Genomic DNA, 16352 nt, shown 5'->3' with positions numbered 1-16352 from the left:
CCGGTGGCTGGAGAGTGCGGCTGGGGCGGGGCCTGTGCGGGGGCGGCGGGTCAGTGGGCCCGGGGCCAGTTCTCCGCGAGGTCGGACCAGAGGTGGGCGCCGGCTTCGACGCCCTTGAAGAGGAGGTCGAGTTCGACCTTTTCGTTGGGGGCGTGCCAGGCGTCGGAGGGTACCGAGATGCCGAGGAAGAGGACCGGGGCGCCCAGTACGTCCTGCAGATCGGCGGCCGGGCCCGAGCCTCCTTCGCGGGTGAAGAGGATCTCCTTGCCGAAGGCGCGGCCCATGGCGCGGGCCAGCGACCGCAGCGCGGGGTGGTCCAGCGGTGCGAGGCAGGGCCGGGTGCCGGGGTGGAACGTCGTACGGTGCCGTATGCCTTCGGGGAGGCGGGTGGCCACCCAGTCGGTCACGACGCGTGCGATGTGCTCGGGTTCCTGGCCGTCGACGAGGCGGAAGGACAGCTTCACCGTCGCGGACGAGGGAATGATCGTCTTGCCGCCGGGGCCCTGGTAGCCGCCCGCGATGCCGTTGACCTCGGCGGTGGGGCGGGCCCAGAGACGTTCGAGGGTGGTGCGTCCGGATTCGCCGCGCAGGGCACGGGACTTGGCGGTACGCAGCCAGGCGGTCTCGTCGAAGGGGAGCTGCGCGAAGAGTTCGCGTTCCCGGTCGGTGAGTTCGCGGACCCCGTCGTAGAAGCCGGGAACGGCGACGCGGCCGTCCTCGTCGTGCAGCGCGGCGACCAAGCGGGCCACTTCGGTGGCCGGGTTGGGGACGGCGCCGCCGAACGAGCCCGAGTGCAGATCCTCGTCGGGGCCGTGCAGCGTGATCTCGCACTCGGCCAGGCCGCGCATGCCGGTGCACACGGTGGGGGTTTCGGCGGACCACATGCCGGTGTCGGAGACGATCACGACATCGGCGGCGAGGCGTTCGGCGTGCTCCTCGACCAAGGCGCGGAAGTGCTCGGAGCCGGACTCCTCCTCGCCCTCGATGAGCATCTTGAGGTGAACCGCGGGGGTGCTGCGCCCGGTCGCGGCGAGGTGGGCACGGACGCCGAGGGTGTGGAAGAAGACCTGTCCCTTGTCGTCGGCCGCGCCCCGCGCGTACAGCTTGCCGTCGATGATCTCGGGCGCGAACGGCTCGGTGTGCCAGCCGTCCGCGAGGGCTGCGGGCTGCACGTCGTGATGGCCGTAGACGAGGACGGTGGGCGCCTCGGGGTCCTCGCACTGCCAGTGCGCGAACACGGCGGGCAGTCCGTCCGTCGGCCAGACCTCGACGGTGGGAAAGCCCGTCTCCTTGAGTTTCGTGGCGAGCCAGTCGGCACTGCGCCGGACGTCCGCAGCGTGCTCCGGCTGTGCGGAGACGGAGGGTATGCGCAGCCATTCCGCGAGGTCGCCGAGGAAGGCGTCACGCTGGGTGCCGATATAGGTACGGACGGCGTTGTCCGGGGTCTCGCTCATGCCGCCGAGCCTATCCGGCCGCGGCGGGGCGTCCGGCGGGCATGTGCTGTCTGCCTGGTCACTCCTGGCGTGGGGTGGTGGTGCCGGGCAGGTGGGCCAGGTCGGTCGGGGGCGGTACTTGCAGGAGCCGAGCCGGAGGGAGCCGGAGGCGGTCGATGTGGCTCGAATTTGTTGCTTGTTGCCCGGGCACGCGCCCCCGGCAACGGCACGGACGCGGGGCATCGGATCGGGCCCGGGATGGGGTGCCGGGATGGGGTGATGCGTAACGGCCTCACGCACGCGTCTCTACGTACGCGGCCTCACTCGTGCGTCCTTCTTCCCGCTCTCGCGCTTCGTGCTCTCGCGCTCCTCGCGGCTTTCCCGGTTCCAGCGGCTTTCCCGGTTCTGGCGGTTCTGGCGGTTCTGGCGGTCCAGCCTCCCGGCCTGCCCGCCTTGGCGCCGCGGCGCCGCTCCCCGCCGGTCGGTGACATCTTTCCGTCCGGCGACAGAACCGAGTCCCGGCGTTCGCTCTGGGCCTGGATCTCGTAGTGGGACTCGTGCGCCGTCGCGCGGAACGCCTCGTCGTGGGCGGCCATCGCGGCAGCGATCGCGCCACCGGCCCCACCCCTGCGGCGCGCGAGCACGGCGAACCACGCGCAGCAGGCCATCACCACGGCCATGCCACCGACGATCACGACGAACGGCAGAGCACCCTCCATGTCCGGAGCCTACGCCGCCCATGGCGGGTGGCGAAGGCCGGTCGGAGCGAGCGCGGGCGGTAGGAGACGGGACACAACTCCCGAACAGCTGGGGGAGGTTGACCGGATGCCGGTCAGGCCCCCTCGCCCGCCGGTCGGAACACGCACACCTGCACCCCGTTCGGGCTGGTGGTGGCGGAGACCAGTTGCAGCGTGCGCAGGGCGCCGTCGCCGGGGAAGATCGTCTTACCGCCGCCGAGGAGCACCGGCATGATCAGGAGCCGGAGTTCGTCGGCCAGGCCCTCGCTGAGCAAGGTGCGGGCGAGCGAGGAGCTGCCCATCACGACCAGGTCGCCGTCCCCGGTGGCACGCAGTTCCCGGATCCGGGCGACGGCGTCGCCGCCCGCGATACGCGTGGTGTTGTTCCAAGTCAGCTTGTCGTCGCTCAGGGTCTCGGACACCACGTACTTCGGCAGTGCGTTCATCCGGTCGGCGAACGGGTCCCCGGCCCGGCCCGGCCATGCCGCGGCCATCGTCTGCCAGGTGCGGCGCCCGAACAGCAGTCCCTCTGCGTTGGCCAGCGCCGCGTCGAACGCGCCGCCGACCACCTCCGGGTCGAAGAAGGGGTGCGTCCAGCCGCCGTGGGCGAAACCACCGTCGGTGTCCTCCTTGGGACCGCCCGGCGCCTGCACAACGCCGTCCAGACTCATGAATTCAGTGATCACAACACGCATTCGAGGCACTCCCGGTTCGTTGCGGTGCCGCCAACACGGCCCCGCGGACATCGACTTGTGGACCTGTGGACTTCCGGTCCCACGGCCCTACGGCTTTACGGTCCTACAGCCCTACGGCTACACGGTCGGCCATACCGGCCGTATGAACGCCCCGCCACGCGCAGAGTTCCCTGCTCCGCAGCTTCGCGGCTTCACGTAAACAGAGACCGGGGCGGCGCCGGAAAATCATCGCTCCCGTTCGATCTTTTGTTCACGGCCGTGGCCGAGCCGGGTCGACCGCCCAGCAGAAAACGGGAAGCAACGACCGAAATGCCGTGGCAAGGTGGGCCGTCGCACGTCGTACGCCGCGCCTCGCACGCGCACGTCGCGCCCTTCCGGCGCCCCGGACACCACCACCAACTTTCCCCTCCTCCCCACACACGGAGTGCCCTTGCCCGCCCAGCCTCCTCCCCTTCCGCAGCCGCAACCGCAACCGCCGTTCCCGAACCACCGGCCGGAACCGGCACCCGCATCGGGCCTGGCGCCAAGGCCGGAGCCGAAGTCGGTGCCGAGGCCGGAGCCAGGGCCAGGGCGAGGGCGAGCGGAAAGGCTCTGCGAGCTTCACCTCGGTGTCTTCGCGGACGAGGAAGGGCTGCGCGCGGCAGTCGACGGATTCGCCGCAGTGCTCCGGCAGCGCGGCCTGCCTCACGTCCTGCACATCGCAGGACAGGACGAGCCCACCGCGTGCGGCGACATGCCGATCGGCGAGTTCTACGACGAGCTTCCCGAGCAGTGGCGCATCGAGCATCCCGGAGCCGAACCCGGCGCACGCCGCGTCCATGAGATCCGGGTCGGAACCCTCGCAGGGGGCCGGGAAGCGGAAGCCCTGAGCGAAGAACTGACCCGGGTCCTGTGCCCGGACCCGGAACACTCATCGCCCTGCCCGGTGCCCTGGAGCTCCGGCTCGTCGGCGGTCGGACCCGACGAGGACGCCGAACGGGACGCCCGACTCAACCGCCTCTACGGCCACTTGTACGGGGCCGCCGCGTCCGACGGCCCCAGCCGGCCGCCGCTCGACTCCGGGACGTGACGGTGCTCCTGGGCTGCCGACTGTTCGGCACATGCGGTGGCGGACGATGAACACCTACGGAACCGGTCGCCGCGCCCTCGCGCCTTGATCCACATTTCCGGCACCGCGTACCGTCCGGACCGTGGAGACGAGTCAACGACCGGCTGTCAGGGTCCTGTGTCTGGACGCCGCACATCGCGTACTGCTTCTGCGCTGGCGTGACCCGTTCGACGGGACGTGGCTCTGGGAGCCGCCCGGTGGGGGCATCGAGCCCGGCGAGGAGCCGTTGGAGGCGGCGCGGCGCGAACTGGCCGAGGAGACGGGGCTCGACCCGGACTCCGTCCTCGACCGGTCGGTGCCGGTCGACCGCGATGTGTGGTGGAACGGCAAGCGGTACATCGGGACCGAGCGTTTCTATCTCGCCAGGTTCGCCACCGAGCAACCGTCTCTGACTCGGGCCGGGCTACTCCCCCACGAACGGACATCCCTGGACACGCACGGCTGGTTCAGCCGCGCGGACCTGGCTTCGCTCACCGACCCCGTCGAGCCACCTCAACTGCTGGACGTACTGGGGCTGTTGGCTCCGGACGATTCCGGTCCGGGGCGCAGCACGTACGCATGAGGACGTAGACGTCTCTCTCACTCACTCACGCTCGCTCCCCGCCCTGTTCCTCTTCCCCTATGGGTTCCTCGCTGAGCAACCGCTCCAGTTCTTCCCGTCCCGGGAGTGCGGAGGGTCGTACGGTGCGGCCGGTGCGTACGAAGTGGAAGGCCGCGGTGACCGACTCCGGGGAGAGGCCGCGCTGTTCGGCCCAGGCCAGGCGGTAGATCGCGAGCTGTAGTGGGTCGGCGCTGTCGGTACGGCCCGTCTTCCAGTCGACGATCTCGAAGCGCGGGGCGGGGCCGTCGGTGGACGGTTCGCCCGTGCTGCCGAGGCTGTAGATCGCGTCAATGCGGCCGCGCAACACCCTTCCCGCAAGAGCGAGTTGGAAGGGAGCCTCGACCCGGTACGGGGTGCGGTGGGCGTAGGGGCCGTGTTCGAAGGCGTCCTTCAGGGAGTCGAGGTCGTGTTCGTCGGCGATCTCGGTCTCGGCGCCGGGGAGGTCTTCCGGGTCGAGCATCGGTAGCCGCAGTTCCTCGAAGCGGGACTCGACCCAGGCGTGGAAGCGGGTACCCCGGCGCGCCGCGGGCTGCGGTGGCCGCGGCATCGGCCGGGCGAGTTCCTGGGCGAGGCCCTCGGGGTCCGAGGCGAGCCGGACCACCTGGGAGGCGCTGAGGGAAGCGGGCAGGACGACCTCTGTCATGTCCTGTCCGGCGCGCAGGAGTTCCGTCGTCAGCGTCCGCAGGTCGCGGTCCCAGGAAGCGACCGCACGGGCCTCCTCCGGTGTCAGATCCTCCTGCGAGGCGCGGGGACCCGGCGGGACCGGTGCGATCGGTGCGGCCGGTCCGACCGGGACGGCCCGGGGCGCGTACGACGCGTCCACGCCGTCGCCCTCGTCACCATGGCCGTCACCGTTAAAGGCCTCTCCGTCGTATCCGTCGCCGTAGCCGTCACCGTCCCAGTCCGGTTCCGGCGGCGGCTCGTCCCACTCGTCCTCTCCTGGCACCCACTCTTCGCCCGCCCACTCCAACTCGGGCTCGGGCTCGGGCTCCGGCCGGCGCGGACGGTTCAGGTGCGCGAGGACGGTGCGGGCGGCGGCGCGGCGGCGTTCCAGGGCGGTGGGGTCGAGGGGCAGGGGCCAGACGCGTTCAGCGGCGGTCTCGTGCAGGGCCGGGTTCTCCTCGTCGGCCGCCGGTTCCTCCGCCCAGGCCTCGATCTCGCCGTGTCCCGCGAGGCAGTGCGCGGAGAGGGCCTGGAGGAAGTCGGAAGGGCCCCGGCTGCGCTTCTGGCTGGGGCCCCACCAGTGGCCGGAGCCGAGCAGCAGGGAGCGGGGGCGGGTGAACGTGACGTAGCCGAGGCGGAGTTCTTCCGTGCTCTGGTGCTCCTTCATCTCCTCGTGGAAGGCCTTGAGGCCACGGGCGTCCCAGGAGGTGAGCTCGGGCAGGGTGTCGCGGTCGCCGCGCAGGGCGTGCGGCAGGACCTTGCCCTGGGCGGTCCATTTCTCACGGCCCTGGCTGCTCGGGAAGGTCCCCTTGACCAGGCCGGGGACGGCGACCACATCCCATTCGAGGCCCTTGGAGCGGTGCGCGGTGAGCACCTTGACCGTGTTCTCGCCGCCGGGCAGGGCGTTGTCCAGGCCCTTCTCGTACTGGGCTGCCGTGCGCAGGAAGCCGAGGAAGGCGAGCAGGCCCGCCTCGCTCTCTTGTGCGGCGAACGAGGCGGCGATGTCCAGGAAGTTGGCGAGGGTCTCGCGGCGGCGGGCGGCGAGTGCCTGTGGTGAGGCGGAGAGTTCGACCTCTAGGCCGGTGACGGAGAGGACCCGGTGCAGGACGTCCATCAGGGGATCCGCCAAGGAGCGGCGCATTTCCCGCAGTTCGGCGGCGAGGTGGGCGAACCGCGTCCGGGCCTCCGCCGAGAACGGCAGTCCGTCGTCGTCGGCAAGGGCATGGGACTGACCGTCTCGCGCCGGGTTCTCGAGGAAGGTGTCGAGGGCGTCGGCGAGGGAGATCAGTTCCGCCGGGTCGACGCCTTCCACCGCTTCGGCGAGGCGCCGGTCTGCCGCTTCGGCACCATCGGTGTCGTCGGCGTCCGCGCCGAAGTCCCGGTGGCGTACGAGGAGTCGGGCGCGGCGGCCGAGCAGGGCCAGGTCGCGCGGGCCGATGCGCCAGCGCGGGCCGGTCAGGAGACGTACCAGCGCGGCGTTCGCGCCGGGGTCTTGGAGCACTTCGCACACCGCGACCAGGTCGGCGATCTCCGGCAGGTGCAGCAGCCCGGACAGGCCGACGACCTCGACCGGGATGTCCCGCGCGACCAGAACCCGGTGGATCTCGGCGAAGTCGGTGGCCGTGCGGCAGAGCACGGCGATCTCGCCGGGCGGGGTGCCGGTGCGTACCAGGTGGGCCAGGGAGTCGGCGAGCCAGTCCATTTCCTCGGCATGCGTACGCAGCAGGGCGCAGCGCACCAGGCCGTCGTGTTCCGCGCCGGTGGCGGGGCGCAGGGCCTCGACGCCGGCGTGCCGCGCACGGAGGGGGGCGGCTAGCTCGTTGGCGAGGTCGAGCAGGCGGCCGCCGCTGCGCCGGTTCTCGCTGAGGGAGTGGCGGGCGGCGGGGCTGCCGTCCGGGTGCGCGAAGTGCTCCGGGAAGTCGTCGAGGTTGGCGACGGAGGCGCCGCGCCAGCCGTAGATGGCCTGACAGGGGTCGCCGACCGCGGTCACCGGGTGGCCGGTGCGGCGCCCGAACAGGCCCGCGAGCAGGATGCGTTGGGCGACGGAGGTGTCCTGGTACTCGTCGAGCAGCACCACCCGGAACTCCTCGCGCAGCAGGGCGCCGACCTCTGGGCAGCCGTGGGCGAGACGGGCCGACAGGGCGATCTGGTCCCCGAAGTCGAGCAGGTCGCGGGAGCGTTTGGCCTCGCGGTAGCGCAGTACGAGGCCGGTCAGTTCGCGGCGGGCGGCAGCCGCTTCGGGGATCTTGCGGAGGTCGGCGTTGCCGAGCCGGGCCTCGGCGAGCTCGCGCAGCAGTGCGGTGTCGTGGGCGCGCAGGTCGCCGGGCTCGACCAGGTGCTCGGCCAGTTCGCTGTCGAGGGCGAGCAGATCGCCCACCAGGTCGGCGAAGGAACGGGTGAGCGCCGGATAGGTGCCGGGGGCCTCGCGCAGTACCCGCGCGGCGAGCTGGAAACGGGTGGCGTCGGCGAGCAGGCGGGTCGTCGGCTCGATGCCTATGCGCAGGCCGTGATCGGTAAGCAGGCGTCCGGCGAAGGCGTGATAGGTGGAAATGAGGGGTTCGCCCGGTGGGTTGTCCGGATCGAGCGGATCAGGGTCGGTGATGCCCGCCTTCACCAGCGCCTTGGCCACCCGCTCGCTCAGTTCACCGGCCGCCTTGTTGGTGAAGGTCAGGCCGAGCACCTGCTCTGGGGCGACCTGTCCGGTGCCGACCAGCCACACCACGCGCGCCGCCATCACGGTGGTCTTGCCCGAGCCTGCTCCGGCCACGACGACCTGCGGGGCGGGCGGCGCGGTGATGCAGGCCGTCTGCTCCGGGGTGAAGGGGATGCCGAGGAGCTCCTTGAGCTGCTCGGGATCGGTCAGTCGTGCGGTCACGGGAAAGAGGCTAGCCGCGCGCACCGACAGCCCTCGGGTTGTCCACAGGCTGCCGCGATCCGACGTTGGCCACGAGCCCCTGGCCCTGAGTTATCCACAGGGCCCGGCGTCGCGTTCGGCATCCGCGCATACTCGTGTCTCGACGGGCTGGTCCGGGCGCGGGGCGAGGGCCTGACACGGCGGGGCCGGGCGAGGCGAGGCGGGAAGCATGTGAAGGTCGCGGCTGGCTCGGCTGGGGGCGGAGGGTTGGGGGCGCGGGGGTGGGGGTTGGGGGGGTGGGGGCCCCAAGATACGGACACCGGCGCCACCCTCACCTTCACACCCCTCACTCCTCACCCCTCACTCCTCACCCCTCCCCAAGCCCCTCCCCCACACCCATCCCCCTCACTCGACGACCTGCCGTCACTCGACGACCTGCCGCCCCTCCGGCCGCGCACTGCACGACGCCCGGAACGAGCAGTGCGTGCAGTGCTGTCCGGCGGTGGGAGTGAAGCGTTCGTCGAGGACCTTGCCCGCCGCCGTGGCGAGGAGGTCGCCGACCCATTCACCGGCCAGGGCCTCCTGGGCCTGGACGCGGGGCAGTTCCTCGCCGCCGTCGCGGCGGGCGGCGCCCTGCCGCAGGTGGACGAGTTCGGCGCCGCCCGGCTCCGGCCTGCTTCCGTCGAAGACCTCGTCCACCGCGCCCTCGCGGACGGCGAGCTGGTACACGGCGAGCTGCGGGTGCCGGGCGACCTCGGCGGCGGTCGGTGCCTGCTTTCCCGTCTTGAAGTCGACGACGTACGCGCGCCCTTCGCCGTCCCGCTCGACCCTGTCCATCGAGCCGCGGATCCGCACGGCGACGCCGCCGGCCTCCAGCGTCACGTCGAAGCCGTGCTCGCTGGCGACCGCGACCCGCTCCGTGCGGTCCAGGACGTGCCACTTGAGGAAGCGCTCCAGGGCCAGGCGCGCGTTGTCCTTCTCCTGTGCGGACTTCCACGGGGCGTCGAAGGCGAGCGCGTCCCACACCGAGTCGAGGCGTTCCATCAGTACGTCGAGGTCGGCGGGCGTCCGGCCGGAGGCGACCTCGTCGGCGAGTACGTGCACCACGTTGCCGAAGCCCTGGGCGGCCGTGGCCGGGGTGTCCGCCTTCACTTCGCGGCCGAGGAACCACTGCAGGGCGCAGGTGTGGGCGAGTTGGTCGAGTGCGCTGCCGGAGAGCACCAAGGGTCGGTCGCGGTCGCGCAACGGCACCTTGTTCTCGGTGGGTTCGTCCACGCCCCACCAGCGGAAGGGGTGCGCGCTCGGCACGAGCGGTCTGCCCTCGCCGTCGTCGAGCGCGGCGAGCCTGGCGAGCCGCTCGGCCGCCGCCTGGCGCAGGGCCGCCGAGGCGCGCGGGTCGACGGTGGTGGCCCGTAGTTCGGCGACCAGCGCGGACACCGCGAGCGGGCGGCGCGGGCGCCCGCTGATCTCGCGTGGTTCCACGCCGAGTTCGGTGAGGAAGCGTGAGGGCCGGTCGCCGTCCTCGGCCGGTGCCTTCACCGCGGTGACGACCAGGCGCTCGCTCGCGCGGGTGGCGGCCACGTAGAAGAGGCGGCGTTCCTCGGCGAGCAGGGCGCCCGGGGTCAGCGGCGGAGCGAGGCCGTCGCGACCGATGCGGTCGGCCTCCAGGAGCGAACCGCGGCGCCGCAGATCGGGCCAGAGCCCCTCCTGGACCCCGGCCACCACGACGAGCCGCCACTGAAGTCCCTTGGCGCGGTGGGCCGTCATCAGCCGTACGGCGTCCGGGCGTACGGCCCGGCGGGTGAGGGTGTCGGCCGCGATGTCCTGCGCTTGGACCTCGGCGAGGAAGTTGAGCGCGCCGCGGCCTCCGGTCCGTGCCTCGGCCCTGGCGGCGGTCGCGAAGAGGGCGCAGACGGCGTCCAGGTCACGGTCTGCGTTGCGCCCCGCGGGCCCGCCCCGCCGGGCGGCGCGTTCCAGTCGCCCGGGCCAGCCGGTGCCGTTCCACAGTTCCCACAGCGCCTCCTCGGCCGTACCGCCGCCCGCGAGCCGCTCCCGCGCCTTGCGCAGCAGGGCGCCCAGCCGCTGGGCACCGCGGGCGTAGGCGGGGTCGTGGGCTACGAGTCGCTCGGGCTCGGCCAGTGCGCGGGCGAGCAGCTCGTCGGAGGGCGGCGGCAGCCGGTGGCCCGCCGCGCGCTCCTCCTCGCGCAGCGCGCGGCCGAGCCGCCGCAGATCCGCCGTGTCCATCCCGGCGAGCGGTGAGGTGAGCAGGGTGAGCGCGGTTTCCGTGTCGAGCCAGGCGGGGGCGATGGAGGGGGTACGTGGGGTATGCGGGTCCGAGGGTTCGGGATCCGGGGTGTGCGGGTCCGTGGATCGGGGGTCATGGGACTGCGAATCCTCGGACTGCGAATCTGGGGACTGCGCAACCCGGGACGGTGCTTCCTCGGACTGCGAATCCGGGGACTGCGCAACCCGGGACCGTGAATCCTCGGACTCCGAATCCGAGGACTGCGCAACCACGGACAGCGCATCAAAGGACTCCTGCCCCTGGGACCCGTGGCCCTCGAACTGCCCATCCTCCAACCGGCCATCCCCGGACTGCCGATCCCCGGACCGACCATCCCTGGACTGCCCATCCCCCGACCGACCATCCTCGGACCTGCCACCCCCGGACGCCTGCTCCAGGCCCCCCGCCCCCGCCTCACCCAACTCCGCCTCACCCGACTCCGCCTCACCCGACTCCGCCTCACCCAACTCCGCCTCACCCACCAGGTGGGCGTCACCCACCTCGGCGTCACCCAAACCCACGCCCTCCTCCCCCTCCACCGACTCCGCAACCACCCGCAAAGCAAGCAGCAGCGGTGCCAGAGCGGGCTCGTGGCGCAGTGGAAGGTCGTCGCCGTCGATGTCGAGGGGAACGCCGGCCGTGGTGAGCGCGCGGCGCACCGCGGGGATGCGGGCCCCCGCCCGGACCAGTACGGCCATCTCGCCCCAGGGGACGCCGTCCTCGAGATGGGCACGCCGGAGCAGGTCGGCGACGTTGTCCAGTTCGGCGCCCGCCGTCGCGAAGGTCTGCACCTCGACGGTGCCGCCGTCCCGCTCGGCCGCCAACTCGCGGTGCGCACGCACCTTTTCGACGGGCAGCCGGGTCAGTGGCATCCGCTGGGTGAGGAGCCGGGTGGCGGCGAGCAGCCCGGCGGGGGCGCGCCGTGAGGTGCCGAGTACCCGTACCGGCGCGGGGCAGCCGTCCGGGCGCGGGAACATCTGCGGAAAGTCGAGGATGCCGTTCACATCGGCGCCGCGGAACGCGTAGATCGACTGGTCCGGATCACCGAAGGCGACCAGCGCCCGCCCACCCGAACCGGCACCCGGCACCCCACCGCCACCACCGATCCCCGCAGCACCGCTCCCCGCACCACCGCCCCCCGCAGCACCGACTCCCGCCGCACCCACGGCACTTCCTGCATCCCCAGCATCCCCGGCGCGCCCGACACTCCCGGCATTCCCAGCATTCCCCGCCCCCGCCAACGCCCCCGCCGACTCCCCCACCAACGCCCGCAGCAACCGCACCTGCGCCGGATCCGTGTCCTGGTACTCGTCCACGTAGACCGCCTCGTACCGCTCGGTGAGCCGGGCGGCGACCTCGGGGCGTTCGGCGAGCAGCACGGCGCGGTGGACGAGTTCGGCGTAGTCGAGGACGCCCTGCATGTCGAGGACGTCGAGGTACTCGGCGAGGAACGCGGCCGCGGCGGTCCAGTCGGGGCGGCCCGCGCGGCGGGCGAAGGACTCCAGGGAGCGTGGGCCGAGGCCGAGTTCGCGGGAGCGGGCCAGGACGGCGCGTACCTCGTCGGCGAAGCCGCGGGTGGTGAGGCAGGCGCGCAGTTCGTCGGGCCAGCGGATGGTGGCGAGGCCGCTGCGGGCGAGGTCGATTTGTCCGGCGAGCAGTTCGCGTACCGCGACGTCCTGTTCGGGTCCGGACAGCAGTCGCAGGGGGTCGCGGAAGAGTTCGCTGTCCTGGTGGGCGCGGACGAGGGCGTAGCAGAAGGAGTGGAAGGTGGTGGCCTGCGGGGCCGCGGCGGCGCCGGTGCGCAGGGCGATGCGGTCGCGCAGTTCGACGGCGGCCCGGCGGCTGAAGGTGAGCACGAGCATGCGCTCGGGGTCGGTGCCCTGGGCGATGCGGGCGTGCACGGCCTCGACGAGGGTGGTCGTCTTGCCGGTTCCCGGACCGGCGAGGACCAGGAGCGGTCCGTGCCGGTGGTCGACCACTGCGCGCTGGCTCGCGTCCGGTTCGGGCGGGCCGGGGGTCGTCGGTGGTGTGCGGACGAGACGGTACGCGGACTCTCCCCGCCGGACCCCGGGGTGCGGCAGGCGCCGGGTGGAAGAAGAGGAGCTCACGTGATTCGCCGGTCCTGGTGGTTGTGCTGGTGGTGCGGTGGGCGCCGGTCCGCCCGGCGCGCGTGCTGGCGGCCTCGCGTCGGGGGCGGGCCGTGGGAGACGAACGTACGCCAGTCGCGGGGGCCGGTGCGGGTACGCCGTACGGGTCAAACGCCCGCCGTGGCGCCGTGCGGTGGCGCAGGCTGTCAGGTGTGAGCCTGTGCGTCCCGGCCGTCCCAGCGTGCCCGCCTCATGTCGAGACGCGGCAGGTGCCCTTCGGCGCCGCGCGATGCCTCGCGCAGCGGGGTGCCCTCGGCGCGGTAGTGGTCCAGCGCGCGCAGTTCGTGTCCGGGGAGCAGGTGCCCGTCGGCGCGCACCACGCGCCACCAGGGAACCGCGCCGCCGTACAGGGCCATCACCCGGCCCACTTGGCGCGGGCCGCCCTCTTCGAGCCACTCGGCGACGTCCCCGTAGGTCATGACGCGTCCGGCGGGGATGAGTTCGGCGACGTCCAGGACGCGTTCGGCGTAGGCGGGCAGTGTGTCGGTGCCGTCCTCGTCGGCGGGGGCGGCGCGCTCCTCCGGCAGCTCGTGCTCAGTCATCCGCCCCATCCTGCCGTACGCCACCGACAAGCCGTACGGTGTGCGGCGGAGTCCGGAACAAAGCGGGGTGAAGCACACTTTGTTCCCGTGAGCTGCACCCTGCTGCCCCCGCGCGCACCCGGCGCATGCCACCATCGTGCGGACGGTGACTGGTGACGGACGAGCCAGTGGGGCCGGGTGAACCAGAACCACCGCAGCAACCCGGACCGCGCCGCCAACCGGATCCAGCACAACCACCCGGACTCCCCGGACACCCGAGGCAGCAAGGTCGGCAGGGCCAGACAGGGCAACCGAAACCAGCGGAAGATCAGCCGCGCGAGAACAAGAGGGAACGGCGAGGCGTGCGCCCGGACGAAGCCGCGAAGGAGCCCGGCACCGACGCGCACCCAGGTACCGGGGACCGCGGACAGCGGGCACCGCACCAGGGCGCGCACGGCGCCGGGGACCGCAGCGATGCGCCCCGGTCCGCGGCGGACCCGCGCCCGGAGCCCGGCGGCCCGCGCCCTTCGGAGTCGGAGGCCGGATCCCGCGGCCCGCACGACGGCGCCCGCGACCATACGCGCGCCGGAGCGCACGCCGAGGGGGAGAACGCGAGCGTCCGCAGCGGCGGTGCCCACGCCGACGAGGTGGAGGGCGACGAGCCGCTGCTCGCCGCCCGGGTGCACCGGCCCTCGGACCTGATGCGGCTGCTCGTCGGGGTGCTCGCCATCGCGGTGCTCCTGGCCATCGCGCTGTTCGCGCACGGCACCACCTCGGGCCTCGAACAGGACATCAACAAGGGCACCGGCCAGGCCCCCGACCTGCTGATCAAGTTCGCGGGCCTGGCCTCCAGCATCGCGGTGCTCCTGGTGCCGGTGGCGTTCGCCATCGAGCGGCTGATCAAACGCGACGGGCTGCGCATCGCCGACGGCGTGCTCGCGGCCGTGCTCGCCCACGGCGTGACCCTGGCGACCGACCTGTGGGTGGCCGAGTCCGCCCCGGGCTCGATCAAGGACGCGCTGACCCAGCCCGCGCCCGGCGACATCCAGGCCCTGACCGACCCGGTGCACGGCTATCTCGCCCCGGTGATCGCCTATATGACGGCCGTCGGCATGTCCCGCAGACCCCGCTGGCGGGTGATCCTGTGGGTGGTGCTGCTGCTCGACGCCTTCGCCATGCTCGTCACCGGCTACACCACCCCGTTCTCGATCATCCTGACGCTGCTGATCGGCTGGTCGGTGGCGTACGGAACGCTGTACGCGGTCGGCTCCCCCAACGTCCGGCCGACCGGGCGCACCCTGCTCACCGGCCTGCGCCGGGTGGGCTTCCGCCCGCTCAGCGCCGCCCGGGTGGAGGCCGAGCCCGGCAAGGAGGGGCCCGAGCACCCCGACCGGGGCCGCCGCTACTTCGTCACCCTGGAGGACGGCCCGCCGCTGGACGTCACGGTCGTGGACCGCGAACAGCAGGCGCAGGGCTTCTTCTACCGCGCCTGGCGGCGGCTGACGCTGCGCGGCATCAACACCCGCAGCAGCCTCCAGTCGCTGCGCCAGGCCCTGGAGCAGGAGGCTCTGCTCGCGTACGCGGTGATCGCCGCCGGTGCCCATGCGCCCAAGCTGATCGCGACCTCCGAACTCGGCCCGGACGCGGTGATGCTGGTCTACGAGCACACCGGCGGCCAGAGCCTGGACTCGCTCGACGACGAGGAGCTCACCGACGCTCTGCTCGCCGACATCTGGCGGCAGGTCAAGGCGCTCCAGTCGCGCCGTATCGCCCACCGCAGACTCGCGGGCGACGCGCTGTTGGTGGACTCCTCGGGCACCGTGGTCCTCACCGATCTGCGCGGCGGCGAGATCGCGGCCGGTGACCTGGTGCTGCGGATGGACATCGCCCAGCTCCTTGCCACGCTCGGCCTGCGGGTGGGCGCCGAACGGGCCGTGGACTCGGCGCTCGCGGTGCTCGGCCCGGACGCGGTGGCCGACTGTCTGCCGATGCTCCAGCCGATCGCGCTGACCCGGTCCACCCGGGCCACCCTGCGCAGGCTGGCCAGGGAGCGCGCACAGCGCGAACGCGAAGCCGTACTCGACGCCTCGCAGCGGGCCAAGCAGGCCAAGCTCGACGAGCAGGACGAGGGGCAGAGCGCCGCCGCCGGGCCCGACAAGAAGACGCTGCGCGCCGAGAAGCAGGCCGAGAAGCGGGCCATCGACGAGGCCCTGGACGGCGCCCGCGAGGACGACCTGCTCACCCAGATCCGCCATCAGGTGCTGCTGATCCGCCCGCAGGCGCCGGTCGAGCCCGCCCGCCTGGAGCGGATCCGGCCGCGCACCCTGTTCAGTTTCATCGCCGGTGCGATCGGCGCGTACTTCCTGCTCTCGCAGCTCACCCACATCGAGTTCCGCACCCTCTTCGAGGAGGCCCAGTGGGGCTGGGTGATCGCGGCGGTGCTGTTCTCGGCGGCGAGCTACTTCGCGGCGGCGATGAGCCTGCTCGGCTTCGTGCCGGAGCGGGTGCCGTTCATGCGGACGGTGGGCGCGCAGGTCGCCGGGTCCTTCGTGAAGATCGTGGCGCCCGCGGCGGTCGGAGGGGTGGCGCTCAACACCCGCTTTCTGCAACGCGCGGGCGTACGCCCCGGGCTCGCGGTGGCCAGCGTCGGCGCCTCGCAGTTGTTCGGGCTCGGTGCCCACATCGTGCTGCTGCTGACCTTCGGCTATCTGACCGGCACCGAGAAGACGCCGTCGCTCTCGCCGTCCCGTACGGTCATCGCGGGCCTGCTCACCGTCGCCGTACTGGCGCTGGTGGTGACCTCGATCCCGTTCATGCGCAAGTTCGTCTCGACCCGGGTGCGCTCGCTGTTCGCGGGTGTGGTGCCGCGCATGCTCGACGTGCTCCAGCGGCCGCAGAAGCTGCTCACCGGGATCGGCGGCATGCTGCTGCTCACGGCCTGTTTCGTGATGTGCCTGGATGCCTCGATCCGCGCCTTCGGGCGGGACGACACCCCCGCGCTGAGCCTGGCCAGCGTCGCCGTGGTCTTCCTCGCCGGGAACGCGCTGGGCTCGGCCGCGCCGACCCCGGGCGGAGTCGGCGCCGTCGAGGCCACCCTCACCGTCGGCCTGATCGCGGTCGGTCTGCCCAAGGAGGTCGCCGCCCCCGCGGTGCTCCTGTACCGGCTGCTGACGCTGTGGCTGCCGGTGCTGCCCGGCTGGCTCTTCTTCAACCATCTGACCCGCAAGGGAGCACTGTGACCGCGGGCCCTTGCGCGACGCCGCTGCCGTAGCGGGCTGGCTCACCCGCTCGGACCACGCCCCGGGCGGG

Annotated in this window: 9 protein-coding genes; 3 read left to right on the top strand and 6 right to left on the bottom strand. The window is 72.6% G+C overall.

What is annotated here, in order from left to right; genetic code table 11:
- Positions 1–50 precede the first annotated feature (50 nt).
- The 3 genes from HUT18_RS24180 to HUT18_RS24170 form a co-directional block, all read right to left on the bottom strand.
- Positions 51–1454, bottom strand: coding sequence for a dipeptidase (locus tag HUT18_RS24180; protein WP_176102657.1), 1404 nt, complete (start codon positions 1452–1454; stop codon positions 51–53).
- A gap of 299 nt (positions 1455–1753) precedes the next feature.
- Positions 1754–2152: a hypothetical protein gene (locus HUT18_RS24175; RefSeq protein ID WP_176102656.1), complete on the bottom strand. Its 399-nt coding sequence runs from the start codon at positions 2150–2152 to the stop codon at positions 1754–1756.
- A 113-nt stretch (positions 2153–2265) separates the two neighbouring features.
- Positions 2266–2865, bottom strand: a complete 600-nt coding sequence (locus tag HUT18_RS24170; RefSeq protein WP_176102655.1) for a dihydrofolate reductase family protein — start codon at positions 2863–2865, stop codon at positions 2266–2268.
- A 661-nt stretch (positions 2866–3526) separates the two neighbouring features.
- Here HUT18_RS24170 and HUT18_RS24165 point away from each other — a divergent pair.
- Together HUT18_RS24165 and HUT18_RS24160 are read left to right on the top strand one after the other, a co-directional pair.
- Positions 3527–3934 carry a hypothetical protein gene (locus tag HUT18_RS24165; protein ID WP_176102654.1) on the top strand — a complete coding sequence of 136 codons (408 nt, stop codon included), beginning with the start codon at positions 3527–3529 and terminating at the stop codon, positions 3932–3934.
- Between the two features lie 121 nt (positions 3935–4055).
- Entirely contained in the window at positions 4056–4535 is a 480-nt protein-coding gene (locus HUT18_RS24160) for an NUDIX hydrolase (RefSeq protein WP_176102653.1), read from the top strand.
- 25 nt (positions 4536–4560) lie between these two features.
- Here HUT18_RS24160 and HUT18_RS24155 read toward each other — a convergent pair whose 3' ends face one another.
- From HUT18_RS24155 to HUT18_RS24145, 3 genes are all read right to left on the bottom strand, one after another.
- Positions 4561–8112 (bottom strand): ATP-dependent DNA helicase, encoded by a 3552-nt coding sequence (locus tag HUT18_RS24155; protein WP_176102652.1) that lies wholly within the window; start codon positions 8110–8112, stop codon positions 4561–4563.
- Between the two features lie 402 nt (positions 8113–8514).
- Positions 8515–12483 (bottom strand): UvrD-helicase domain-containing protein, encoded by a 3969-nt coding sequence (locus HUT18_RS24150; RefSeq protein ID WP_176102651.1) that lies wholly within the window; start codon positions 12481–12483, stop codon positions 8515–8517.
- Positions 12484–12668: 185 nt separating this feature from the next.
- On the bottom strand, positions 12669–13064 hold the full coding sequence (locus HUT18_RS24145) for an MGMT family protein (protein WP_303246552.1): 396 nt from the start codon (positions 13062–13064) through the stop codon (positions 12669–12671).
- A 341-nt stretch (positions 13065–13405) separates the two neighbouring features.
- Between HUT18_RS24145 and HUT18_RS24140 the strand changes: the two genes are divergently transcribed.
- The gene (locus HUT18_RS24140) at positions 13406–16282 is read left to right on the top strand and encodes a lysylphosphatidylglycerol synthase transmembrane domain-containing protein (protein ID WP_254878782.1); all 2877 of its coding nucleotides are present in this window, start codon (positions 13406–13408) and stop codon (positions 16280–16282) included.
- The last annotated feature ends 70 nt before the right edge of the window (positions 16283–16352 follow it).

The sequence above is a fragment of the Streptomyces sp. NA04227 genome, from assembly GCF_013364195.1.
GTDB lineage: Bacteria > Actinomycetota > Actinomycetes > Streptomycetales > Streptomycetaceae > Streptomyces.
Note: the sequence above shows the minus strand (reverse complement) of the source record. Positions and strands in the feature narration are given on the sequence as shown.

Bases quoted from the DNA above. Each gene is read 5' to 3' on its own strand.
- HUT18_RS24170 (WP_176102655.1), bottom strand. From the start codon at position 2,865: ATGCGTGTTGTGATCACTGAATTCATGAGTCTGGACGGCGTTGTGCAG.
- HUT18_RS24175 (WP_176102656.1), bottom strand. From the start codon at position 2,152: ATGGAGGGTGCTCTGCCGTTCGTCGTGATCGTCGGTGGCATGGCCGTG.
- HUT18_RS24145 (WP_303246552.1), bottom strand. From the start codon at position 13,064: ATGACTGAGCACGAGCTGCCGGAGGAGCGCGCCGCCCCCGCCGACGAG.
- HUT18_RS24180 (WP_176102657.1), bottom strand. From the start codon at position 1,454: ATGAGCGAGACCCCGGACAACGCCGTCCGTACCTATATCGGCACCCAG.